The organism is Ochrobactrum sp. Q0168 (assembly GCF_016427605.1).
Taxonomy (GTDB): Bacteria; Pseudomonadota; Alphaproteobacteria; order Rhizobiales; family Rhizobiaceae; genus Brucella.
Genome location: NZ_JAELXQ010000003.1, coordinates 325733 through 348053, shown reverse-complemented (window position 1 = coordinate 348053; position 22321 = coordinate 325733). Strand labels below are relative to the sequence as shown.

The following is a 22321-nucleotide window of genomic DNA, read 5'->3' as shown; positions in this document are numbered from 1 at the left end:
CCGTTCAGGCAGAAGCTTGGCTCTTCACAGCTGCGGCGGAGGGAAACACCTCCGGACCCATCGGCTTTTCGCCGTTGGACGAAAGTGCCCGACCCCATTTTTCGAGCCACCAGCCATATTGCGGCGGCCAACCGGAGAAATCGCGATTAACGCCTAGCGCCTCGGCCGCATGATGTGCCCAGAACGGATCAAACAGTGCCTGACGACCCAGGCAAATCAGATCAGCGCGGTCTTCCTGCAATATGGCTTCCGCGAATTCCGGCGTCCGGATCATGCCGACGGCGGCAGTTGGAATGCCAGTTTCCTTGCGTATCTGCTCAGCGAAAGGCACCTGATAACCCGGACCTCGACCAAGGCTGGAATTGGTCGCACCGATGCGCAGATTGCCGCCGGAGGAACAGTCGACAAGATCGACACCCGCGTCGGACAATGCGCGCGCCAGAACGACACTTTCCTCCATCGTCCAACCGCCATCGATCCAGTCTGTGGCAGAAATGCGCGCGAGGAGCGGCGTGGAATCAGGGATGACCTGCCTCACGGCCCGCACGACTTCCAGCGGAAAGCGCATACGATTTTCGAGACTGCCGCCATAGTCGTCAGTGCGCTGATTGGCGAGCGGCGACAGAAAGTTCTGCAAAAGATAGCCGTGCGCCATGTGAATCTCGATGAGGTCGAAACCTGCAAGCATCGCGCGTTTTGCTGCGGCGACAAAAGCCGACCGAAGGCCGTCAAGGTGATCGAGAGAAATCGGTTCCGGCGTCAGCCAGCCCTCGCCGAGCGGTAGCGCCGATGGCGCCAGCGGCACCCATTGTTCTTCACCCATCGCCAGATCACGTTCGGTCAAGGGTCCGTTACCGCGAATTGCGCGCTGCATACTGCCCTTGCGCCCACCGTGATTCAGCTGAATGCCGGTCTTCGCACCATAAGATTTCATATGACTGACAATCGACCGCATTCCAGCAATCTGGCTGTCATCCCACAGGCCCGGATCACCATTCGTCACGCGACCACGTCGGGTGATGGAGGTCTGCTCCACCATGACCAAGCCAGCACCACCCATGGCAAAATTCGCGTAGTGCGTATGGTGAAAGGGCTGCAGTTGCCCGTTCTCCGCCGAGTAGGTTCCCATCGGCGAAATCACGATGCGGTTTTTCAGCGTCACACCACGCAGTTTGAATTCGGAAAACAATCGGACATTCGTCGGCATTTTTGCTCCTCCACAAATTTCCCGGCCATGCCTGTAAGAAGGCATGGCTCTCCCGTTCCGCGACCATGCGAGCGCGGATTGCATCATTCCCTGTTGGCGATTGCCGGTTATTTCGGCGTCAAATCCCCCACGAGCGGCGGCGTGCAGGACGCCTGCGCATTGAACGTGGTGGGAATGATGACGCGACGTGGCTCTTCCCTTTTCCCGTGCGCAATCAGATCAAGCAACAAGGCCGCGGCCGTTGCGCCCACTTCGTTTTGATCCCAGCTAACGACAGCAATCGGCGGCTGATGCAGATCGGCCAGTTCGCTTTGCCCCGACCCCACGACCGAAATATCCTGCGGAATGCGCAGTCCCCGCGTGCGAACCGCCTTCAACACGCCCGCGAGCATATCGATGCCGCCTGCAATAATGGCTGTCGGAGGATGTGACATTCCGAGCAGGGAAGACGTCACTCGATAAGCCTGATCGCGTAAAAAGCTCTCTGCAATAATCAGTTCCGGGGCTGGTTCCAAACCGCGCTCCTTGTAAGCACGCATGAAGCCGCGAACGCGTGCGCCACCCGGGTGCAATCTGGTCGGGCCTGTTAAAAGTGCGATGCGACGATGACCAAGATCAAGCAAATGGCCTGTCGCCTGAGCAATACCGGCCTCGTGATCGGCATAGACGGCGTTGCACCATGACGGTTGATCGCGGTCAATCATCACGAACGGGACAGGTAACGTGCGCAACAGCTCTTCGAACTCGCCCTCTATCGGCGTATAGGGACCCATCAATACACCATCGACCTGCCCGCTCGAAAAGCTGCGCAGCAATTCAACCTCGCGGTTGCGGCGACCTTCGGAATTTGCGATCAGCAGTGCATAACCGGACTCGTTGAGCATGTTATGTGCCGTGGATACAAACCCGCCCAGCTGCGCAATATTGATTTCGCGCAGGATGCAGCCCACCGTCTTTGTCCGACCCATGCGCATCGACTTTGCCGCGGCATTGGGCACATAGCCCAATTCCGCAATCGCGCTTTCAACCGCCTTGCGTATCTGCGGACGCACATCGGCAGCATCGTTGACCACGCGCGAAACCGTACCGATCGATACGTTAGCGAGCAAAGCGACATCGCGTATGGTAGGGGTTTTGGCCATGTTCAATCCGTAGCGAAGCCTTTCAGATTTCAAAGTTCCATTGTTCAGTAGCGACCCTATATCCGGTTCCCTGCCGCACAAGCCAGCCGAATCCGGGAAAATGAATATGCATTCCGGCAACGAGCATGTCCTGTTCGAAAATCCGCGCCAGCAAGTTTGTGCGGTTACGAGCCGCCATATCCGGATCATGATCAAAGCTCATTGAAACTTCGGGGCGGGCAACCTGAATTTCGGGAACATGCGCAAGATCGCCCCAGACAATCATCTGCTTGCCTTCCGAATTCAAGAGCCAGGTACTGTGGCCCGGCGTATGGCCCGCGCATTCCACAAGTGTAATGCCTGGCAGCACTTCTTCGCCGTCGTCAGCAAGTCTTAGTCGCCCGTCACGATACGGGTCCACCTGCTCACGTGCCCAACCGAAATAACGAAGCCGCTTACGTTCGTCTGCTGCTTGCATTTCGGTATCAGAGTACCAATGCTCGATTTCCTTGCGGTTGGCGATCACCGTCGCATTCGCAAACAATCGTTCACCCGTCACAGGATCGGTCAGTCCACAGGAATGATCCGGGTGACAATGCGTGAGGAGAATATGGTCCACCTCCTCCGACCGCACGCCAGCTGCCTCAAGATTTTCGAACAATTTCCCCGCCGTCGGGCCGAATTTTTCGCCGGAACCACAATCAATCAACACGGTGCCGGCAGGACCGCGCAGAAGGAAACAATTAACCGAGATTCTCGGCGGTGAAACCCGATGATCCCGCGCCATCATCTCGTCGACTTCATGCGGTTCGAATTCACGGAAAATATCATAACCCATCTCAACATAACCGTCGGAAAGGGCTGTCACGAGAAAAGAACCGAAGCGACGGTGATAGACGCCGGGTATCTGTCGGTTGGGCAAGCTGTTCATCACAAATCGTTCCAGATCAAACATGTATGCATTTCGTATCGGGCCGTTGTTTCGTCACACCAGATCAAGCTCGCGCAGATCTTTCATTTCCTCGATGCGGTATAGCTTTTCAAAAAACGGACCCAGCTTTTCTTCGGGCAGGAGAATGCCCGCGCAATCTTCGAATTTTTCCTTCAAAGCTTCACGGTCAAGCTGCATCTGCCAGCTTCCACGTGCATGTTCCACCGGTTCGTGACGCAGCACTGTGCCATCTTTCAGGGTGATCCAGACGAGATCGAACGGTGCAAACGGTAGATCTTCGCCCGCTTCTTCTTCATTGACCGTCACCTCGACACGCTCCAGCATAGACTGCACGTCGCTGCGACTGACGAATTCATCTGTCAACTCCTTCAGCCCCACTCGTCGGGCCACGACAGCACTCGCCATTGCGAACTCCATCGAGAATTTGGCTGCCAAACCGGTCTGCGGGCGAGCGTTGCGCAACATGAGTTGCTGGGTCACACCTGTATGAACATTGATTTTCGCGATTTCGGATGGAGCAATATCATTTTCATCAACAAGATCGAGCATGGCATCAATAGAACGATGGGTCGCGTAGCATGTGGGATAGCGTTTAATATTGACGCCATAACGCGCAGCCATCGATTCCTCACCGATTCTGAACGCATCGGCACTCAAGATCGGAGCCCCTGACGGTGAAAATGATTGCAGGAAACCCACCCGGTGCTCAAGCGCATCAGTGCTACCAGTGTAGCCTGTCTTGGCAAGTCGCGCCGCCTGAATGCCTGATTGCGCCGTTCGTCCGGCATGCAGCGACTTGGTCATCGAACCAAAGTTTGCAACCAAACCAGCCGCCAGCGAAGCAGCAATAGCCAACGCATGTGCGGTTTCTTCAGAAGAAAGCTTGTTGAGCTTAGCAGCACCAGCAGCACAGGCCAGCGTTCCCATGACCGCGGTGGGATGGAACCCACGGTCATGTAAGCGTCCCGTCTCGAGCGCTGCCAGATGGGCCCACAATTCGTAACCGACGAGATAGGCTTCCAGCGCCTCCTGGCCAGAGGATTGCAACGCATATCCTTCCGCCAAGATCATGGGCACCAGTACCGCACTGGGATGACCGGCAAGCGCCACATCATCAAAATCCAGAACATGAGCCGCCACGCCATTGACGAGTGCGGCATCCGCCGCACCATATCGCTGGCCGTTGACGGCGCCGGGTGCGTCATTGCTCCCACGGGCGGGCGTTGCAATCGTCGCGACGAGTTGGACCGCCGGTTCGCGCGCGCCGGCAAGCATAGTGCCGACACAGTCCACGATACCGATGCGTGCGGCGTGAACCGCCTCTGCCGGAACATGAGCGAGGTCGAAATCCCTGATGAACTCCGCGGCCTTGATCGTGATGCTATCCATGATGGACCTCAATAGGATCGTGGGAGACCCAACATGTGCTGACTAACATAGGCCAGGATCATGTTGGTCGAGATCGGCGCAGTCTGATAAATGCGGCACTCACGCCACTTCCGTTCGATGCCGTATTCCACTGCATAACCGAAGCCACCAAACGTCTGCAGCGCAGTATCAGCTGCTTTCCAGGTCGCCTCCGAGGCAAGCAGTTTGGCAATATTGGCTTCGCCACCGCAGGGCTGGTGCGCGTCGAACAAGGCAGCAGCCTTACGGGCCATAAGATCGGCGGCTTCAAGTTCCGCATGGGCGCGAGCAATGGGGAATTGCACACCTTGATTAGCGCCGATTTCGCGATTGAAAACGCGACGTTCCTTGGCATATTCCACCGCGCGGCGGACCATATAGCGGCCATCGCCAACACATTCCGACGCAACGAGAATGCGTTCTGCATTCATGCCATCCAGAATGTAGCGGAAACCTTTGCCTTCCTCACCGATCAGCGCTGACGCCGGTACGCGTAGGTTTTCGATGAAAACTTCCGTCGTGTTGTGGTTGATCAATGCGTTGATCGGGCGAATATCAACACCGTTTCCACGCGCTTCGCGCAGATCGATCAGGAAAACCGAAATGCCGTCCGTTTTCTTGGCAACCCGATCAAGCGGTGTGGTGCGGGCTAGAAGCAGAAGGAGATCAGAATAAAGCGCGCGCGACGTCCATACTTTCTGGCCATTGATCACATAGTGATCACCGTCACGCACGGCTCGGGTTTTGAGCTGCGTCGTGTCCGAACCAGTCGTCGGCTCTGTCACGCCAAAGGCCTGGAGGCGCAGCCGTCCAGCGGCGATCTCAGGCAAGTAAGTGCGCTTCTGCTCTTCTGAACCGTGGCGCAGCAATGTGCCCATGATATACATTTGCGCATGTGCAGGGCTCGCCTGACAGCCACAGGCATTGATTTCTTCCAAAATCACAGCCGCAGCGCGCAGTGGCAATCCAGCTCCGCCAAACTCTTCCGGGATGAGCGCCGCCAGAAAGCCTCCATCCGTCAACTCTTGTACAAATTCAGACGGGTATCCAGATTTTTCATCAAGCTTTGCCCAGTAATCGAGCGGATAGTTTTCACAAATACGACGGATCGATTCACGCAGTTCCGGAAAGTCTTCGCCCAGTTCCATGGTAGCGACAGTATTGGTCATAGCGTAGTCTCACTTTGCAACTGAAAATGTTTTGGGAAGACCGGCGCGTGCTATCGCGCCGCTGTAGCGTTCTTCTTGGCCAAGCCACGCTTCGACATCGCGGCGGATATCCAGCAGGGCGTCAATGTCAACACCAGTAGAAAAACCCATGCTTTCAAGCATATAGGCTGTATCCTCCGTGTTGATGTTACCTGTTGCACCCGGTGCAAATGGACATCCGCCAAGTCCGGCCAGCGAACTGTCAAACACACGGACGCCTGTTTCCAACGCGGCTGCTACATTGGCGAGGCCGAGGCCGCGCGTATCGTGGAAATGACAGATGATGCGGCGTCCATCTGCGATCTCGACAATCGGCGGCAGGATTTCGTGGACCTGCGCCGGATTGCCGTAACCGACCGTATCCGCCACAATCAGCTCGTCTGCCCCCATATCCGTCACACGGCGGGCAATCTCGAACACGCGTTCCGGCGCGACATAACCTTGCAGCGTGCACCCAAAACTGGTTGCCAGCCCACAGGCGAGCACCATATCGCGACCGGCCTCCGACTGTTTCAGCGCCACGATGCGTCCGAATTCCACGACCGCCTCTTCCGTAGAACGACGGACATTGGCCTGACTATGGGCTTCAGAAACTGAAAGCACGTAGTTGATATGGCGAAAGCCAGCGGCAAGCGCCCGCTCGGCGCCTTTGAGATTGGGCACCAGTGCTGAACAGACCGCACCAGAAAAGTCAGGCAAGCTCGTGGCCAAAACGTCTGCATCAGCAAATTGCGGCACGATCTTTGGCGGTACAAAAGAAGTCAGTTCGATTTCGCGGACACCAGCCGCAATAAGTCGCCTTGCCCATTCGCGTTTGCGATCGGTCTCGAGAAAGCGTTTTGCCATCTGAATTCCGTCGCGAAGTCCCACTTCGCGCAAGGTCACATGCTCTGCCATGACCTAAACTCCCCTGAAGACAGGTGGGCGTTTTTCATTGAAAGCGCGCACGCCTTCGTGACGGTCCTCGGTCGACACCATGCGGTTGTAGCATTCGATCTCGAAAGCCAGACCGTCAGCCAGTGACATTTGCAAACCGCGATGAATAGACTGCTTGGCCTGGCGCACAGAAATAGGCGCGTTGCCCGCTATGCGACGCGCAGTGGCAAGTGCTGCACTAAGAAGCTCGGCCTGCGGGAACACACGATTGATAAGCCCCCACTCAAATGCCTCTTGCGCCGTGAAAGGCAGGCCAGTGAGGATAACTTCCTTGGCGCGTCGTTCCCCCATGGCGCGCGGCAGGTTCTGCGTACCACCCGCACCCGGCATGATGCCGAGCGTTACCTCGGTCAATGCGAAACGCGCATTTTCAGACGCATAGGCAAAATCAAGAGCTGCCGTAATCTCGCAGCCCCCACCATAGGCCGCACCATTGATTGCACCAATCAGCGGCACCGGACAGGCAATTATTGCGCGGAGCATGCGCTCAAACATTGCATGCTGGCGCAACCATTGCGCATCGGTCATACCATTGCGTTCCTTAAGGTCACCGCCTGCGCAGAAGGCCTTTTCGCCGGAACCCGTCAGCACAATCGCGCGCACGCCTTCGACATCGATCTGGAACCTCTCGAAAAGGTCCATCAGTTCCTCGCCCATCCGGGTGTTCATCGCATTGGCTGCTTGCGGCCTATTGAGCCGGACCAACAGCACATGGTCATCGATGCGCTCCAGTTCGAGCGTTTCATAGGTGCGTTCCATCAGCTTTCCTGTCGAATTGTCTGGTTGTGCGCTCCAAGTGTGGGCGCTGAACCGCCCGACGTTGGGCGAGCGTCGTCAATGGTGAATGGGAGGCCGATCCATTTCTGCCCGTCAGCTTCCGCTACAATACCGACAGCCTCGGTCTGCGGATGGGTCCAAACCTTGTCGATGGTCAAAAGCGGGCAATTCGGCACACTGACAGCATCGAGTTTTTCGCCGAGTTCGCTGACCGTGAGTTTCGCCACCGCGGCCGCGATCTGTGGTATCAACTCGTCGCGCAGCAACACTCTGTCGCGGTTTTGCGCAAACCTCTGATCTTTAGCCAGATGCTCCAGCCCCGGTAACGCCTGGCAGAGTTTTGCAAACAACCGGTCATTGCCCGCTGCGATCATCACCCAGCCGTCATCTGCCTCGAACGCCTGATAGGGCACAATTTCAGCTAGGCCGGAACCATGAGGCTTGCGCACTTCGCCTGCAACCGCATGCGCGGCAAGCGGAATGGTCATCCAGGCAAGCCCGGTCTCAAACAGAGAGGTTGCTATATGTGCGCCTTCGCCATTTTTATTGCGCTCAAGAAGGGCTGCCAGCAGGCCGATGACGGTCCACATCCCCGACCCCATATCCACGAGCGACACACCGACCCGGACGGGAGGACGATCCGCCTCGCCAGTGATGGACATGATGCCAGACGAAGCCTGCGCCAGCGGATCATAACCAAGCTTGCGCGACAGCGGGCCAGTTTTGCCAAAAGCGCCGATATCACACCAGATCATACCAGGCGCCTGCCGCCGCATCTCGTCGACATCAATACCAAATTTGGTAAGCAGACCAGGTCTCAGGTTCTGGATAACAGCATCAGCTCCAAGGATCAGCTTCTTGAGATGCGCACATTGTTCTGGGTCTGAAAAATCGAGTGTGAGACTTTCCTTTCCCCGGTTTAGAGCGTGAAATGCGGTGGCGTCTTCTTTGAAGAAGGGGGGACCCCAACCGCGCGCATAATCCCCAGTGGAAGGGTTTTCAATCTTGATTACCCGTGCTCCCAACTCTGCCAGAATAAGGCCTGCATAGGGAGCGGCCACGCTGTGCCCCAGCTCGAGAACGGTAAGACCGTGAAGTGGTGCGGATTTACCCAAAATAATTCTCCTGTCGAATTTCGGAGACCAAACGGATCAGAGATATTCTTCCGCCAGTGCGGCACCTCTGATTTCATTGGTCGTTCCCGAACGGCGGATGAGACCGCCGCGCATGATGTGTCCGCTATGCGCAAGTTTGAGTGCTGGCCGCGCCATCTGCTCGGTCATGAGCACTGCGATACCGTCCTCTTGCATCTGACGTACAGCGGTCGAAATCTGTTGGATCCAGACCGGGGCGAGACCCAGAAACGGCTCATCCAAAAGCAATAGTTTCGGGCCACCGCACATCGCTCTGGCAATCGCCACCAATTGCTGTTGGCCACCCGAAAGTTGACCTGCTGGCTGGGCCTGACGTTCAGCCAGAAAAGGGAAACTCGCCACAAGACGATCCCAGGCCTTCGACTGATCACGTGTGCCAAGCGAACCGGCGCCAGCCAGCACGTTGTCCTTGACACTCATGGTTGGAAAAACGCGTCGTCCCTCGGGTGAGTAGCCAATACCAAGCCTGGCGCGCGCGTCACTCGAAAGTCCGGAAATATCACGGCCATCGAAACTGATCTGGCCACGAGTCGCTCTGACGAGCCCGATAACAGCATTGATCAGACTGGACTTCCCCGCACCATTGGCCCCGATGAGAAGTACTGTCTGGCCGGCTTCGACTGCGATATCGACACCAGACAATGCGTGCGTGCCGCTATAGGTCACATGCAAATCACGAATGCTGAGCATCGTCTTCCTCCTCATCGCTGCCCCCAAGATAGGCATTGATTACATCCGGATTTGTCAGCACCGTTTCCGGCGGCCCTTCTGCAATGAGCTTGCCGCCATCGAGAACAATGACCGACGGACACAGACGTTTGATCAACTCCATATCGTGCTCAACCAGAAGCACACCGCAGCCGAAGGCTTCTTGAGCGAAACGCACATATGTATCGATGTTGGTGCGCTCGGATTTTTCCAACCCTGCCGCCGGTTCATCGAGCAGAAGCACCTTTGGCTGTGTTGCAAGTGCCATGGTGAGACCCAGCATCTTCTGAAGTCCGTAGGGAAGAATTTCCGCACTGCGCGTCCAGTTTTCGACGAGACCAAACTGATCAAGCAGCGGAGACAGCTGTTCGAGTGCCGACCGCCCTCTCTTTGAAAAGCGGAGCGCCGAAAGAAGATTGTCCTCGACGGTGTAGCCATTGAAGGTTGCGGTCTGCTGGAAGCTGCGCACCAGACCTCGACCAGCATTCTCATAGACAGGCTTGCCGTCGATCTGCGTGTCGCCAAGAAGAACACGGCCCGAGCTTGGCTTCAGTCGACCCGAGATGATATTGATCATCGTGGTCTTGCCAGCACCGTTCGGTCCGATGACGCCGAGAAGTCCGCCAGCTGGCAAGGTGAAACTGACATCGGTGAAGACCTTCAGTCCGCCGAATGCCTTGGAGATGCGATCCGCTTTCAGGGCATCTGTTGAAGTTTGGTTCATCGACCATTCTCCCCAATAGCAAGATTGCCTTCATGCACCGCCGCTTTAGTCCGATCTTTCCCAACCGAGCCACCATCTGTGCCGCGCAGACGCTTGATGAGCGTGATTGCGATACCGACCAGACCGCCGCGCGCCACAAGCGTCACAACAATGATCAGCACACCGAAGAGACCAGGTGACAGTTCACCGGAAAGTGCGAAGTAATTGGTCGCCGAGACCAGAACGATAGCACCCACAAGCGAGCCCAAAATGGTCCGCTTTCCACCAACGATCGCGTAAGTGATGTAGGTGATTGATGACATTGGAGCGAAGGACGTGGGATGGGCGGTCAAGAGCATGTTGACGAGCGCAAAGCCTGCGAAGCCCGACACGCCAGCTGCAACGCAGAACGCCATCGCCTTATATTTCCAGACCGGGAGGCCGAGGCTTTCCGCCAGCACATCGTTGGTCTCAATGGCTGCAAATTCGTAGCGATACCAACGTGTGAAGGCGGCAGTGATCAGGAAACCGGCGAAGGCGAGTGCGCAGGTGGTGAGCACAACGTGGGAATTGTCCCACAGGTCCATGCCGAATAGAGTCACCGGTGACATGCCGACGAGTCCGTTTGCTCCACCCGTCAACGGCTCAGCTTCAAACAGCAGGAGCTGGACGATTTCGGTCAGCACAAAAGTGACCAGCACGAAATAGACGCCCTTTAATCGCAATATCAACGAGCCGAGCGGAATTGCACAGAGCACCGGCACGAGAAAGGCTGCGACCGAGAGGACAAAAATGTCGGTAATGCCAAGCCTCAGGCTCAATATGGCAACGGTATAGCCACCGACAGCCATGAAAGCTGGAACGGCGAAGCTCATCAGATCGAGCCGTTGCATAATATAGACGCCGAGTGCCGCCGTTGCCGCGATCAGGATCAAATTGGTCTGAGACAAGACCTGCGGATTGGTGCTGACAAGTGGCACGATAAAGGACAGAAGCACCAGGCCGAGTGTAATCCAATCAGGAATACTGAAGAATGGCTGACGTCCAATGGTGATGTCTGAGGAAATGGTGGTGCGGCTCATGAACGGCGGACCTCCTTGCCGAAAAGTCCCTGTGGGCGAACCACAAGCGTCACCATGACGATTGCAAAAAGCGTGAGCGCACCTTTAGATCCGCCGAGATAGACGGCAGCATAAGCTTCAACCATACCGACAATGAAGGCAGCGACGGTGGCGCCGGTGACACTCCCAAGGCCACCCAGAATGACGGTAATGAACGAATAAGCGAGCGTCGCATCTCCAACATGCGGTGCGAGTGACAGGATTGGCGTGACCAGCGCACCCGTCACCCCAGCAAGCCCGGTGGCGAGAGCAAATGCAAAAGGAAAGAGCGCCTTGGTCCGCATGCCGAGCGCGCTGGCTACCGCCCGGTCTTCGGCCATTGCTCGCATACCACGCCCGACATTGGTGCGATAGATCAGCCAATAGACCAATGCGATAGCCACGAGACATGCGGCGAGCACGATCATATTGGCATAGGGGAAATAGATGCCACCAAAACGCCAGACCCCGGTTACAGGGAAAGAGAATTGCGGCGATTCAGCCCCGAAAATTACTAGGATCGCAGTGGCCAGGACGAGATAGAAGCCCATCGTGACCATCAATGTCGCCTGATGATCTTCAATTACTCTTTCAAGAATGATTACTTCGAACAACCAACCGAGCGCTGCCGTCGCCACAAGGGCTATCAACACCGCCACAGGATAAGGCAATCCGAGCATTGTAGTGCAGTAATAGGCGACGTAGCCGCCCATTACATAGAAGCCGCCGTGAGCGAAATTCACCACGCCGAGGATCCCGAAAATCAGTGTGAACCCAAGCGCAAGCAAAGTATATTGTGAGCCGAGACTGATACCAATCAGCCCCGTCGTGATGAAGCTTTCCATGATACGGTGCCTTACTTTTCGCTGACTGCTTCCGCGCGCAGCAGAGGTTGCTTCTTGCCATCCTGAACGATGCCGATAGCGAACGGATAAGACATTTCCTGATTGATACCGAAGAAGGACTGGCCGATCCAATGACCCTTGCCAATGTTCTCGTCTTCCACGGAAAGCTTGCGCATTTCGGCAGCGATCTTCTCGGAATCATCGACAGAACCGGCAGCTTGCGCAGCTTTAATCATCATGCGGGCAGCAAAGACCCATCGGAAGAAGTCGCTATTTTCCGGGCGTGGTGAACCCATCAGCTTCTTGTACTTGTCTTCCAAAGCTTGCGTGTTCTCGTCCATATAGATCGGCTCGTACCAGAGGAAATCCTTCAGCACGTCAACGCCACCGGCTACGCGGGCAATTTCATCAAAACCAGGACCACCCAGGCGGAAAATAGGTCCCTCGAAGCCAGCCTGACGCAATTGTTTTACGATGATGCCAGCATCGCCCGCTGGCGATGAAGCGAGATCCAGAGCCCCAGGATTTGCGCTCATTATACGCGTGACGATCGGCGCAAAATTGCTGGTTCCGCGCTGGTAGTATTCTTCGGAGACATTAACGCCCTTCTCCTTGAATATCTGCGCATTCACGCCAGCAACATCGGTACCACCCTGATCATTCGGAGCCACAATCGCTACGCTGTCGAACTTGAAACGCTCGCGACCGGCATCAATGATGGGACCGGCCCAACCAGACGGTCCGGGACCGATGTGGAATATGCTCGGCCATTGAGGACCAATTGCGTTCTTGGCGAAACTATCAACCATAGCAACCATGCGATTGCGTGCTGCAACAGGCTTCATACCGGTCACTTCCGGCGAGCCGACACTCCCCACAATGACCTTGATCCCCTGAGCAGCAAGCTGATTCATCGCCGACGCTGCGCCTTCAGCTGTATATTTGGAGTCAATCACAACAGTGGAAACCGAACAGGGAGCTCCATCAATAACCAGACGCTTTTCGTCGGTTGTTTCCTTGGCGACAAAATTGACGGCGTCGCGCAAGGCAATGCCCCATTGGGCTGCCGGACCCGACAAAACGGCCGGGGTACCGATCTTCAGTTCACAGGCAGCAGACGCCACGCTCGTATACGCTGCAGACGCAAGTAGAACGCCGCCCAAAAGGCGACCAAGACGCAATGACATGTTTTCTCCTCCCATTGTGTAGCCGCATCGTCGCTTCGCCTGTTACCAACGCGAAGTCTCCTCCTGACTGCCAGCTACCTTGTGACCATAACTGCGAGGGAAGCACCTGTCAATAAAACGTTTCATCAAAATTTTTTCATTCTTATGGGCGCTTTATCGACCCTCTTTTTGTTATTTTTCAACAGTTTAAACGTCTTAATCTCTGAGCTTAACCGATGATCTACAGCGTCATCAATCCAGACTAAAGCCAATAGGCAGTGTAATATGAATCGTTTTTACAGTTCTCGGACACGCCATGAATAAACATCAAGCCGATCTGATACAGCTAAATCACGGATGAAGATTGGAACATTTTTCGGAGCCACATCCCCGCAGACCACTGCTCAATTGACAGTTGATTTTTTAAAGCGACACGGGTTTTAGTAGGCTCTACGGAGCTAATTAGATGACTAATCAGACTGGCACCGAGGACACATTGATTTTGGCGCTACCAACAGAGATGGCTCTGTTTGTCCGAAGAGTTTCTGGCGTTTTGCTAAGTGGATTTCCGCCTCGATTATGCCGCCACTATCATCGGCGTCAGCGCGTTGAAGTAGACCTGATCTGGTGTCTGCCGGTCAAGAGATGAATGTGGGCGTCGGCTATTATAAAAGCTCAAATAGCAGCCAATTCCGACGCGAGCCTCCGACACGATCTTGTAGGCGTGGAGGTATCTAAGCCGAGCTCAGGTAGAAATTCCAATTATCCTAGCTGTACAGATTTCCCGAGCCACCTCTCACCTCATCCGTGGGCCGCGATGGAAATTTCGCTTGCGGCCTCAATAAGTCGGGCTTCCAACCTCTGGCGCTCGACCTCCGACAAATCGATGGGCAGAACGAAGCAGATCGTCGCCTCCACCGCACCACGCGCATTGACCAAAGGGGACGCCAGACATTGCGTGAAATTGTTGATGGCACCGACGGTGCGAGCCAGTTGCTGTTTGCGATGCGCATGGCACTCGGCGATGAAGGCGGTGATATCTACCGCGTGTCCATTTGGTTGCAGACGGTCTTCGGCCTCCAGCACTGTTTCGATTTCTTCCCCCGATAAGTCAGATAGCATCAATCGACCCGAAGCCGTCCACGGGATCGGTATCTGCGACCCGACTTCCGAGCTGATACGCAGCGGTCGAGAGCCGGGCCGGGCATGGATGATGACCTGCTTGCCTCGCAGGCGGATGCAGAGTTCGCACGTCTCACCCGTTTCCTTGACCAGTTGATCCACCATCTCGCGACCGCGCGCCACGATATCGTTGGCGCGCAGGTAGCTCGCGCCATAAAGTTGCATTACTTTGCCGAAATAGACCTGCGCGTCCCTGATTTCGAGCAGGCCCGCCTCGCTCAGAATATTCACCAGATCGTAGATCGTAGATTTCGGCGCGTCGAGCGCCCTGGGCAAATCCGCCAGGCGCGCAGGTCCGCCATGGTCCTGTAAATATGAAAAGAGCTTGAGAATGCGGTCTATCCCGCGTTCGCGCCCTCCCCGTGCCACGCGTGTGCTGGCTGCAATCTCCACGGAACTCATGCCTTGGTCCTTTCTGGTGCCATGACGGTTGCCAAACCGCATGTCTTATAATATCGTCCTAAATATAAGATTGTAGTCCAATATATAAGACTACAGCAGATATCAAGGGAACAGATAGACAAACTTACGTGGAGGCAACAATGACTGCAGGTAATGAGCGGCGTGAATTTCTTAAACTCGGCCTGGGTGGAGTAGCGCTCGGAGCGGCTGCCGCCGTGACGCTGAATGCGAAGGAAGCGGCAGCGCAGTCGGCGAGCGACAGCCTGCTGCGCACCGTTCTGGATCGAGGACACCTGATCGTCGGCACCGGTAGTACCAATGCTCCGTGGCACTTCGAAAACGACGCCGGCGAATTGGTCGGCATGGACATCACCATGGGCCGCATCATCGCCAAGGCCCTGTTTGACGACCCGACCAAGGTCGAATTCGTGAAGCAAGACGCACAGCAGCGCATTCCCAACATCGTCACCGGCAAGGTCGACATCACGCTCCAGTTCATGACAATCTCCGGCGCACGCGCCCAGCTCATTAATTTCACGCGTCCCTATTACGTCGAAGGCGTCGCCCTTCTGACCAAACCGGACGCCGCAGCCAAGACATTCGATCAACTGAAGGCCAAGGGAAGCGGCGCGCGCATCGCGATCCTGCAAAATGTGGACGCAGAAACGACGGTACACGCAGTGCTGCCGGAGGCGCAGGTCATGCAGATCGACACGCAGGCCAATGTGTTCCAAGCGCTGGACTCCAATCGAGCCGATGCCTCCGCCGTCGACCTGTCAAACGTGCGCTGGCTGGTCGCCAAAAACCCGGACCGTTATTTCGACGCTGGCAAGCAATGGAACGCCATGCTCTACGGCGGCGGTGTGCGCCAGGGCGACATCGACTGGCTGACATTCGTAAACACCGCTTTCTCTATTGCTATGTTCGGCCATGACAACGCCTTGTACGATGCTGGCTTCAAGGAATATTTCGGCATGGAGCCGCCAGAACGCAAGCCGGGCTTCCCGTCCATCTGAGTCCGGAGCGCCCGACCGTATCCGCGGTCGAGCATTTTGGGGCGCGCCCCCCGCACATTGCGATCCGCGTTCCCGAAAGGAGCTGGAACGGAAAGCGGTTTGCACCCGAAACCATCCTGATTCAATGCGCCGGGAGGCAAGCGCCCGCCCATGAACTATCACATCAATTTCAACTTGATCTGGCGACATTTCGACAAGCTGTGGCAGGGCCTTGTACTCAGCCTTGAGCTTGCGGTGTTATCGATCCTGATCGGCGGGATCATCGGGTTGGCGCTCGCCATCTGGTATGTGTCGGCCGGCAAGGTCGCGCGCGCGCTGATCTCGGCCTATGTTGAGGTTTTGCGCAACGTACCGCTAATCCTGCTGGTCTATATCGTCTTTTATGGCATCCCTACTGTCGTCAACATCGCCTATAGCCCGACCGTTTCCTTTGTCGTCACGCTGTCGCTTTATGCCGGGGCTTATTTGGTTGAGGTATTTCGCTCTGGGCTGGAAGCGGTTCCACGCGGCCAGATTGACGCCGGCAAGGCCATCGGCCTGACGCCATGGCAGCGGCTGCTTTACGTGCGTCTGCCAACCATGACGCGCATTACGCTTCCCGCTCTGTCCAACACCTTCATCTCGCTGTTTAAGGATACGTCCGTGGCGTCGGTGATCGCCGTGCCTGAACTCACCTACGGCGCGCAGTGGATCAATTTCAATACGTTCCGGATCGTCGAGGTCTATATCGTGACGACGGTGATGTATCTCATAACAGGATATGGCATTCTACTCGGCCTACGCCAGCTTGAACGCCGCTTCAGGGCGGAGCGCTGAACCATGTCATCCATCCTCTACGCCCTTCCCTTCCTCGGCAAAGGTCTCGCAATCACATTGCTCGTGTCCGCGCTTGTCGTCCTTTTTTCGCTGGTCTCCGGCGTCATCCTCGGCGTCGGGTTAATCTATGGCCCACGCCCTCTACAATGGCTCATACGCCTATTCAGCGACTGCATACGCGGCATTCCGATCCTCGTTTTGATCTTCGTGGTCTATTACGGTTTTCCGCCGCTCGGCGTTTCGATCAATTCCTTTTGGGCGGGTGTGGTGGCGCTGACACTATTCAAGGCCGCGCAGGTCATCGAATATGTGCGTGGCGCCATTGTCTCGATCCCGAAGGGGCAGATGGAAGCCGCCAAGGCTATCGGCCTGACCTTCGTATCACGCCTGCGTTACGTGATTTTCCCGCAGGCCATCCGCCGCTTCTTACCTCCATGGATCAACGGCGTCACCGATGCGGTCAAGGGTAGCGCACTTGTTTCGCTCCTCGGCGTGGTCGATCTCATGCAGTCGATCAACGAAGTCATCGGTCGCACTTATGAGGCCATGGCGCTCTACCTGCTCGGCGCGTTCATTTATTTCGCAATCAATTATTCACTCTCGCTGGTCAGCCGCTCAGTAGAGCGACGCTACGCCTATATCCGGGACTAAAGCCATGACTGCAATTGACAAGCCGCTTCTCAGAATTGAGCGTCTGGAAAAAGCCTTCGGCGCCGTATCGGTGCTAAAGGGCATCGACATGCAGGTGAAGAAGGGAGAGGTCGTTGCAGTGATCGGCCCGTCAGGCAGCGGCAAGACCACGCTGCTGCGCTGCGTGAATTTTCTGGAGACTTACGATACCGGATCGATCCAAATCGAAGGGCGGGAAGTAGGCTATTCTGACACTGGCAACCGGAAGCGCCGAGGCGAAACCGACCTTGCCCGGATGCGCGCCGAAACCGGCATGGTGTTTCAGGGTTTCAACCTCTTTCCCCACCTGACGGCGGCGCAAAATGTCATGCTGGGCCTGACGAAAGTGCGCGGGAAGCCGAAGCCGGAAGCGCGCGCCATCGCCGAACACTGGCTCAAGCGCGTCGGTCTCGGTCACCGCATGGACAACCTGCCGTCCGAACTGTCGGGCGGCCAGCAGCAGCGGGTGGGCATCGCCCGCGCAGTGGCCATGGAGCCGAAAATCCTGCTGCTGGACGAAATCACCTCGGCGCTCGATCCGGAACTGGTCGGTGAGGTGCTCGACGTGGTGCGCCAGCTGGCGCAGGAGGGCATGACGATGCTGATGGTGACCCACGAGATCGCCTTCGCCCGCGATGCCAGCGACCGCATCGTCTTCATGGACGAAGGCCGGGTTGCGGCTGAAGGCGCCCCTGCGCAACTGATGGCGCAGGCTGGCCAGAACCACCGGCTGAACACCTTTCTGTCGCGTTTCAGAACCTCTCATTTCAACTAGGACCCGCGAGCGCATGCCCCGTTATCGCCCCAACGCCGCGCTAGAACGCGAGCTTCCCTCTGCTCCCAAACCGATTGGCACGTTTCGCAACGTGCTGGAGGTCGGTAACATGCTCTATATTTCCGGTCAGGGACCGATGGACCATGAAGGAGTCCTGCACAAAGGCAAGGTTGGCCGCGACGTGAGCACCGAAACGGCGAACCAACACGCCCGTCTTGTCGGCCTGAACCTACTCGCGGTGCTGACGGCGCATCTGGGCGACTTGCGACGCGTGAAGCGGGTCGTGAAACTGTTCGGCTTCGTCAACGCGGTCGACGATTTCGAAGAACATCCGCGCGTCATCAACGGCTGTTCGGATTTTCTGGTCGAGGTCTTCGGCGACGACGGTGTGCACGCCCGTTCGTCCATCGGCGTCGCCTCGCTGCCCAACAACATCACGGTCGAAATAGAAGCGATCGTCGAAATCTTTCCTAAAGAACACGATGAAAGACACGGCAATGGATAAGACTAATCCTCCACGTCCCAACCAGACGATCCGCGAACGCTTCGGCCTGCGCCCAATCATCAATGTCTCCGGCACGATGACAGCGCTTGGCGCGTCCATCATCGTTCCTGAAGCCATCCGCGCCATGGCCGAGATCGCGCCACAATTCGTTGAGATGGACGACCTTCACCGCACCGCGAGCAACGTCGTCGCGCGACTGACCGGTGGCGAAGCAGGCTTCGTCACCGCGTCCTGCGCCAGCGGCATATCGCTGGCGCTGGCTGGCGCGATCACCGGAACCGATCTCCTCGCCATCGAACGTCTGCCTGACGTCGCTCCCGGCGCTAAGGATGAGATCATCGTCCAGCTCGGTCATCTTGTGAATTTCGGCGGCAATATCGACCAATCGATCCGGCTTGCGGGAGGCAAAGTCATACAAGCTGGGACCGTCAGTGTCACACATGATTACCATGTCGCGAACGCAATTACCGACAAGACGGCGGCGGCCCTCTATGTCGTCTCCCACCATACCGTCCAATACGGCATGCTGTCGCTGGAGCAATTCGCCGAAATTTGCCACCTCAAAGGCGTGCCCGTGATCGTGGATGCGGCCTCCGAATACGACCTTCAACGGTTCCTCAAGGCGGGAGCCGATATTGTCATCTATAGCGGCCACAAGTTTCTGGGCGGACCGACCACCGGCGTCGTGGCGGGCCGGAAGGATCTGGTGCGCGCGGCCTTCTTGCAAAATCGCGGCATAGGCCGCGGCATGAAGGTCGGCAAGGAAAGCATTGCCGGAGTGATCGCAGCGCTGGAAGCCTGGGAAAGCCGCGATCACGCGGGCATCCGCGAACGGGAAACAGCGGCGCTGAAGCTCTGGCGCGCCACACTCGAGGACCAGAAGGGCATCAAAGCCGACATTGTGCCCGACCCGACCGACAATCCGCTCGACCGACTGGAAATTCGCGTCACGCCCGAATCCGGCTTCTCGGCGGCGGGCTTCGCAAAAGCGCTGTCGCTCGCCGAACCGCCGATCATCGTGCGCAATCACGAAGTCGAGCGCGACCATTTCTATCTCGACCCCTGCAACCTGCATGAAGGCGAAGCCGAAATCGTCGCAGAAGCACTGAAGAAGACGTTGGCGGACACACGGCCCGATTATGCGCTTATGCGGCCGGGAAAGAGCAGTTCGTCGGCGTTGGCTTGGCCTGACTGACAGACAACCAAAGCAATTCCTGCATAGTGGAGACCTTTGATGAGCCCTATCAGAGAGAGTATCTCCGGTTGTTCAGGCAAACAGCGTTTGTCGACAGGCTGGCCAGCGCTCGTAGACAAAGAGTATCCACAGTTTGACTGCAGCGATTGCGACGAAACCGAGGTAGGATTCCATTCTCTTTTGTTGTGGGATGGCCACCTGCCTCCGGTTTTTGAGCTTATTGCAAGGCACTCAAAAGCGAGTCGATTTCTTTAAAGATCGCCAATCGGGAAAAGCTACCGCTAAATCGATTGGGCAATGGAAGACGACTTCGTGACATATGGCAAAATGGGGTTTTTGCCATATGTGAGACTGGGATAGAACAGCGAGCTTATCTGAACGCGGATATAGATTCCTTTTTTGAGATTCGATCTTCAGTAAGATTCATCAAGAAGACAATTAACCCAGAACTCCGAGACGCTTGCGCTGTTTGGTAAACCAACGATGTGCACTATAGAAGTTGCGATATCTTCCGGGCGGGTTAGTTCATCGGACTTCACTGCGAGGGCATTACCCATGTCGGTCGCCACCAGTCCTGGACAAATTGCAGTCGAACGTACCCCGTGTTCAAAACCTGCATGACGTATCGCATGGGACAAGCCAAGTGCGGCAAATTTAGAAACCGAGTATGCACCGGAAGCAGCCGACTTCACACGTTTGCCCGATAGGGAAGAAATGATAATAACTCTTCCCATTCCTGTTTTAACCAGTTCACTCCAACAAGCTTTAACAAGCCGTCGCGGCGCACTGACATTCACGTCTATCAGAGCAGAGAAATCCTCATCGCTGGCCTCAACGACGGATGTCCGTATCATAATTCCGGCATTTGCTACGACCGCATCTATCCGTCCAAAGCGCTCAACTACGGCCTTGGCCCATAAATCTGCAATTTCCGGATCACTGGCATCATAGGTGTGAATGTGCGTTGCGGTCTCATCAGCCCAGTGGGGCGTCTCAGGATTTCTCATACCAAGTGACACATTCCAGCCAGCCGCCAGAAACGCCTTTGCCGTTGCTGCGCCGATGCCGCGATTGGCTCCGGAAATCAAAACCGTTCGTTTCTTTTCCATGTCGTATTTTCCTTGATCTCAGGCATGAGGGGGAAGAACCGCGCCTTCCTTGCGGGCGGCACGCGTGTCGCTAAATCGGAAATAGCGCAACTGCATCTGGGGCGCGAAGGACATATAAAACGGTGCCCGATGCAGCGGCTCAAGCTTCAATGACAACTCGCGATCCGGCTTACCCAGAGCCCATTCGGACAGAATGCCGCCAAGCATTGAGCCCGTCGGCACGCCGCGTCCTGACAGCCCGGTGCAGGCGACAATGCCCGGCGCAAGATCGTAAAGGCGCGGAACCGTTCGCTGCTGCATATCGAGCTCACCGAACCAGAAATATTCCCAGCGAATTGGCTCTTTGATTTGCGGATGCAGAAACGTGAGGCGGTCGGTCATGACCTGACGGGTATAGACAGGATCGACACCGCGCTTCCCCATCGGAAACATCGAAGCAACAATGCGCCCTTCTCGGTTGTATTTGTAAACATAAATATCGCCGCGCCCATCGTGCATGGTTGTGTTGTTCGGCAGAACCTGTCTGCGTGTTTCGGGCTCAAGCGGCTGCGTGGCTGCCACAAAGACCTTCATGATCCGAAAACTGCGGTCTAGGTTTTTCCACCCGCCCACAGTATAGGCACCGGTTGCGAAAATGACCTTATCGGCCATCACGGACCCACTACCAGTTTTGACCACCCACTTGCCATTCCTCCGACTGACGTCCCCAACAGCGGAACCAGTGTAAATGCGACCGCCCTCCTGTAACACCGCTCTCGCCAACCCCCTCGCATAAGATAGCGGATTCATGTGCCCGCCCTCTGCGTGGTACCAGCCACCATAAAATCTCTGGCTGCCCGTCATAGCCTCGATCTCATCTTTGCCCAGCACTCGGCACTGGGCGCCGACTTCAGAATAGATTTGATTTTTATATTCTATTCCCGCCATTGCACCGGGCCGCAACGCCCCCATGACGTAGCCATTCTGAACCCACTCACAATCAATGTTATAGCGCGATATAATATCTTTAACCCGATCATTGGCACGGGTTTGCCGTTCTATCAAACGCTCAGCCCAAGGTTCACCGAGCATCTTACGAAGCTTGGGAAGACTGTAGTAACTGAAGGTCGGTGTACAGTGACCTGCATTTCGCCCCGAGCCACCAAAGCCAGCCTCTTGCGCCTCAAGTAAAACAATACTCATACCTTCGCGCGCTAGCTCCAGCGCTGTTGTTAAACCTGTGAAGCCGGCACCGACAATACAAACATCGGCTTGAATCTGCTCCTGTAAGCGCTGTGTTGTTGGAGCGCTTGCCGCTGTAGCGAACCAAAGCGTGGTATCAAATGGCGAGAATTTACCCATTGCGTTTCCCATCCGGCCTGCACCGGC

22 protein-coding genes and 1 pseudogene are annotated in these 22321 nt (G+C 56.2%); 6 read left to right on the top strand and 17 right to left on the bottom strand.

The window, feature by feature from the left end:
- Positions 1-4: 4 nt before the first annotated feature.
- The 15 genes and pseudogenes from JAU75_RS09710 to JAU75_RS09640 form a co-directional block, all read right to left on the bottom strand.
- Entirely contained in the window at positions 5-1207 is a 1203-nt protein-coding gene (locus JAU75_RS09710; RefSeq protein WP_199056290.1) for an NADH:flavin oxidoreductase/NADH oxidase, read from the bottom strand.
- A 107-nt stretch (positions 1208-1314) separates the two neighbouring features.
- Positions 1315-2349: a LacI family DNA-binding transcriptional regulator gene (locus JAU75_RS09705; RefSeq protein WP_152849919.1), complete on the bottom strand. Its 1035-nt coding sequence runs from the start codon at positions 2347-2349 to the stop codon at positions 1315-1317.
- A 22-nt stretch (positions 2350-2371) separates the two neighbouring features.
- Complete coding sequence (locus JAU75_RS09700) at positions 2372-3283, bottom strand: MBL fold metallo-hydrolase (protein ID WP_247880436.1); 912 nt, start codon at positions 3281-3283, stop codon at positions 2372-2374.
- 30 nt (positions 3284-3313) lie between these two features.
- On the bottom strand, positions 3314-4669 hold the full coding sequence (locus JAU75_RS09695; RefSeq protein ID WP_199056289.1) for an MmgE/PrpD family protein: 1356 nt from the start codon (positions 4667-4669) through the stop codon (positions 3314-3316).
- 8 nt (positions 4670-4677) lie between these two features.
- The gene (locus tag JAU75_RS09690) at positions 4678-5856 is read right to left on the bottom strand and encodes an acyl-CoA dehydrogenase family protein (RefSeq protein WP_371836139.1); all 1179 of its coding nucleotides are present in this window, start codon (positions 5854-5856) and stop codon (positions 4678-4680) included.
- A gap of 9 nt (positions 5857-5865) precedes the next feature.
- The gene (locus JAU75_RS09685) at positions 5866-6792 is read right to left on the bottom strand and encodes a hydroxymethylglutaryl-CoA lyase (RefSeq protein ID WP_199056288.1); all 927 of its coding nucleotides are present in this window, start codon (positions 6790-6792) and stop codon (positions 5866-5868) included.
- 3 nt (positions 6793-6795) lie between these two features.
- The gene (locus tag JAU75_RS09680; protein WP_199056287.1) at positions 6796-7590 is read right to left on the bottom strand and encodes an enoyl-CoA hydratase-related protein; all 795 of its coding nucleotides are present in this window, start codon (positions 7588-7590) and stop codon (positions 6796-6798) included.
- Complete coding sequence (locus JAU75_RS09675; RefSeq protein WP_199056286.1) at positions 7590-8723, bottom strand: CoA transferase; 1134 nt, start codon at positions 8721-8723, stop codon at positions 7590-7592. The genes JAU75_RS09680 and JAU75_RS09675 overlap by 1 nt, the downstream gene beginning before the upstream one ends.
- 36 nt (positions 8724-8759) lie before the next feature.
- The gene (locus JAU75_RS09670; RefSeq protein ID WP_199056285.1) at positions 8760-9452 is read right to left on the bottom strand and encodes an ABC transporter ATP-binding protein; all 693 of its coding nucleotides are present in this window, start codon (positions 9450-9452) and stop codon (positions 8760-8762) included.
- Positions 9436-10194, bottom strand: coding sequence for an ABC transporter ATP-binding protein (locus JAU75_RS09665; RefSeq protein ID WP_199056284.1), 759 nt, complete (start codon positions 10192-10194; stop codon positions 9436-9438). Before JAU75_RS09665 ends, JAU75_RS09670 begins: the two co-directional genes overlap by 17 nt.
- On the bottom strand, positions 10191-11255 hold the full coding sequence (locus JAU75_RS09660) for a branched-chain amino acid ABC transporter permease (protein ID WP_199056283.1): 1065 nt from the start codon (positions 11253-11255) through the stop codon (positions 10191-10193). Before JAU75_RS09660 ends, JAU75_RS09665 begins: the two co-directional genes overlap by 4 nt.
- A complete protein-coding gene (locus JAU75_RS09655; RefSeq protein ID WP_199056282.1) occupies positions 11252-12118 on the bottom strand; it encodes a branched-chain amino acid ABC transporter permease in 867 nt (288 codons plus the stop codon). The genes JAU75_RS09660 and JAU75_RS09655 overlap by 4 nt, the downstream gene beginning before the upstream one ends.
- An 11-nt stretch (positions 12119-12129) precedes the next feature.
- Positions 12130-13305 (bottom strand): ABC transporter substrate-binding protein, encoded by a 1176-nt coding sequence (locus tag JAU75_RS09650; protein WP_199056281.1) that lies wholly within the window; start codon positions 13303-13305, stop codon positions 12130-12132.
- Positions 13306-13861: 556 nt separating this feature from the next.
- A pseudogene (locus JAU75_RS09645) lies at positions 13862-14017 on the bottom strand (integrase core domain-containing protein); the annotation flags it as partial.
- A 68-nt stretch (positions 14018-14085) separates the two neighbouring features.
- On the bottom strand, positions 14086-14868 hold the full coding sequence (locus tag JAU75_RS09640; protein WP_199056280.1) for an IclR family transcriptional regulator: 783 nt from the start codon (positions 14866-14868) through the stop codon (positions 14086-14088).
- A 140-nt stretch (positions 14869-15008) separates the two neighbouring features.
- Here JAU75_RS09640 and JAU75_RS09635 point away from each other — a divergent pair, with 140 nt between their 5' ends.
- The 6 genes from JAU75_RS09635 (at position 15009) to JAU75_RS09610 (ending at position 19844) form a co-directional block, all read left to right on the top strand.
- Positions 15009-15884 (top strand): transporter substrate-binding domain-containing protein, encoded by an 876-nt coding sequence (locus tag JAU75_RS09635; RefSeq protein ID WP_171318771.1) that lies wholly within the window; start codon positions 15009-15011, stop codon positions 15882-15884.
- Positions 15885-16034: 150 nt separating this feature from the next.
- Positions 16035-16700, top strand: coding sequence for an amino acid ABC transporter permease (locus JAU75_RS09630; protein ID WP_199056279.1), 666 nt, complete (start codon positions 16035-16037; stop codon positions 16698-16700).
- Between the two features lie 3 nt (positions 16701-16703).
- The gene (locus JAU75_RS09625) at positions 16704-17351 is read left to right on the top strand and encodes an amino acid ABC transporter permease (protein ID WP_113534399.1); all 648 of its coding nucleotides are present in this window, start codon (positions 16704-16706) and stop codon (positions 17349-17351) included.
- 13 nt (positions 17352-17364) lie between these two features.
- Positions 17365-18144, top strand: a complete 780-nt coding sequence (locus JAU75_RS09620) for an amino acid ABC transporter ATP-binding protein (RefSeq protein ID WP_371836146.1) — start codon at positions 17365-17367, stop codon at positions 18142-18144.
- Between the two features lie 13 nt (positions 18145-18157).
- Positions 18158-18649, top strand: a complete 492-nt coding sequence (locus JAU75_RS09615) for a RidA family protein (RefSeq protein WP_199056277.1) — start codon at positions 18158-18160, stop codon at positions 18647-18649.
- Positions 18642-19844: an aminotransferase class V-fold PLP-dependent enzyme gene (locus JAU75_RS09610; protein ID WP_199056276.1), complete on the top strand. Its 1203-nt coding sequence runs from the start codon at positions 18642-18644 to the stop codon at positions 19842-19844. The genes JAU75_RS09615 and JAU75_RS09610 overlap by 8 nt, the downstream gene beginning before the upstream one ends.
- 413 nt (positions 19845-20257) lie before the next feature.
- Here the strand turns inward: JAU75_RS09610 and JAU75_RS09605 are convergent, their stop codons facing one another.
- Together JAU75_RS09605 and JAU75_RS09600 are read right to left on the bottom strand one after the other, a co-directional pair.
- Positions 20258-20953, bottom strand: a complete 696-nt coding sequence (locus JAU75_RS09605) for an SDR family NAD(P)-dependent oxidoreductase (protein WP_199056275.1) — start codon at positions 20951-20953, stop codon at positions 20258-20260.
- An 18-nt stretch (positions 20954-20971) separates the two neighbouring features.
- Positions 20972-22294: an FAD-binding oxidoreductase gene (locus JAU75_RS09600; RefSeq protein ID WP_199056274.1), complete on the bottom strand. Its 1323-nt coding sequence runs from the start codon at positions 22292-22294 to the stop codon at positions 20972-20974.
- Positions 22295-22321 lie beyond the last annotated feature (27 nt).

Excerpts from the sequence above, each read along its gene's own strand:
- JAU75_RS09710 (WP_199056290.1), bottom strand. The coding sequence starts at position 1,207 with ATGCCGACGAATGTCCGATTGTTTTCCGAATTCAAACTGCGTGGTGTG.
- JAU75_RS09705 (WP_152849919.1), bottom strand. The coding sequence starts at position 2,349 with ATGGCCAAAACCCCTACCATACGCGATGTCGCTTTGCTCGCTAACGTA.
- JAU75_RS09700 (WP_247880436.1), bottom strand. The coding sequence starts at position 3,283 with ATGTTTGATCTGGAACGATTTGTGATGAACAGCTTGCCCAACCGACAG.
- JAU75_RS09695 (WP_199056289.1), bottom strand. The coding sequence starts at position 4,669 with ATGGATAGCATCACGATCAAGGCCGCGGAGTTCATCAGGGATTTCGAC.
- JAU75_RS09690 (WP_371836139.1), bottom strand. The coding sequence starts at position 5,856 with ATGACCAATACTGTCGCTACCATGGAACTGGGCGAAGACTTTCCGGAA.
- JAU75_RS09685 (WP_199056288.1), bottom strand. The coding sequence starts at position 6,792 with ATGGCAGAGCATGTGACCTTGCGCGAAGTGGGACTTCGCGACGGAATT.
- JAU75_RS09680 (WP_199056287.1), bottom strand. The coding sequence starts at position 7,590 with ATGGAACGCACCTATGAAACGCTCGAACTGGAGCGCATCGATGACCAT.
- JAU75_RS09670 (WP_199056285.1), bottom strand. The coding sequence starts at position 9,452 with ATGCTCAGCATTCGTGATTTGCATGTGACCTATAGCGGCACGCACGCA.
- JAU75_RS09665 (WP_199056284.1), bottom strand. The coding sequence starts at position 10,194 with ATGAACCAAACTTCAACAGATGCCCTGAAAGCGGATCGCATCTCCAAG.
- JAU75_RS09660 (WP_199056283.1), bottom strand. The coding sequence starts at position 11,255 with ATGAGCCGCACCACCATTTCCTCAGACATCACCATTGGACGTCAGCCA.
- JAU75_RS09655 (WP_199056282.1), bottom strand. The coding sequence starts at position 12,118 with ATGGAAAGCTTCATCACGACGGGGCTGATTGGTATCAGTCTCGGCTCA.
- JAU75_RS09650 (WP_199056281.1), bottom strand. The coding sequence starts at position 13,305 with ATGTCATTGCGTCTTGGTCGCCTTTTGGGCGGCGTTCTACTTGCGTCT.
- JAU75_RS09640 (WP_199056280.1), bottom strand. The coding sequence starts at position 14,868 with ATGAGTTCCGTGGAGATTGCAGCCAGCACACGCGTGGCACGGGGAGGG.
- JAU75_RS09635 (WP_171318771.1), top strand. The coding sequence starts at position 15,009 with ATGACTGCAGGTAATGAGCGGCGTGAATTTCTTAAACTCGGCCTGGGT.
- JAU75_RS09630 (WP_199056279.1), top strand. The coding sequence starts at position 16,035 with ATGAACTATCACATCAATTTCAACTTGATCTGGCGACATTTCGACAAG.
- JAU75_RS09625 (WP_113534399.1), top strand. The coding sequence starts at position 16,704 with ATGTCATCCATCCTCTACGCCCTTCCCTTCCTCGGCAAAGGTCTCGCA.
- JAU75_RS09615 (WP_199056277.1), top strand. The coding sequence starts at position 18,158 with ATGCCCCGTTATCGCCCCAACGCCGCGCTAGAACGCGAGCTTCCCTCT.
- JAU75_RS09610 (WP_199056276.1), top strand. The coding sequence starts at position 18,642 with ATGGATAAGACTAATCCTCCACGTCCCAACCAGACGATCCGCGAACGC.
- JAU75_RS09605 (WP_199056275.1), bottom strand. The coding sequence starts at position 20,953 with ATGGAAAAGAAACGAACGGTTTTGATTTCCGGAGCCAATCGCGGCATC.
- JAU75_RS09600 (WP_199056274.1), bottom strand. The coding sequence starts at position 22,294 with ATGGGTAAATTCTCGCCATTTGATACCACGCTTTGGTTCGCTACAGCG.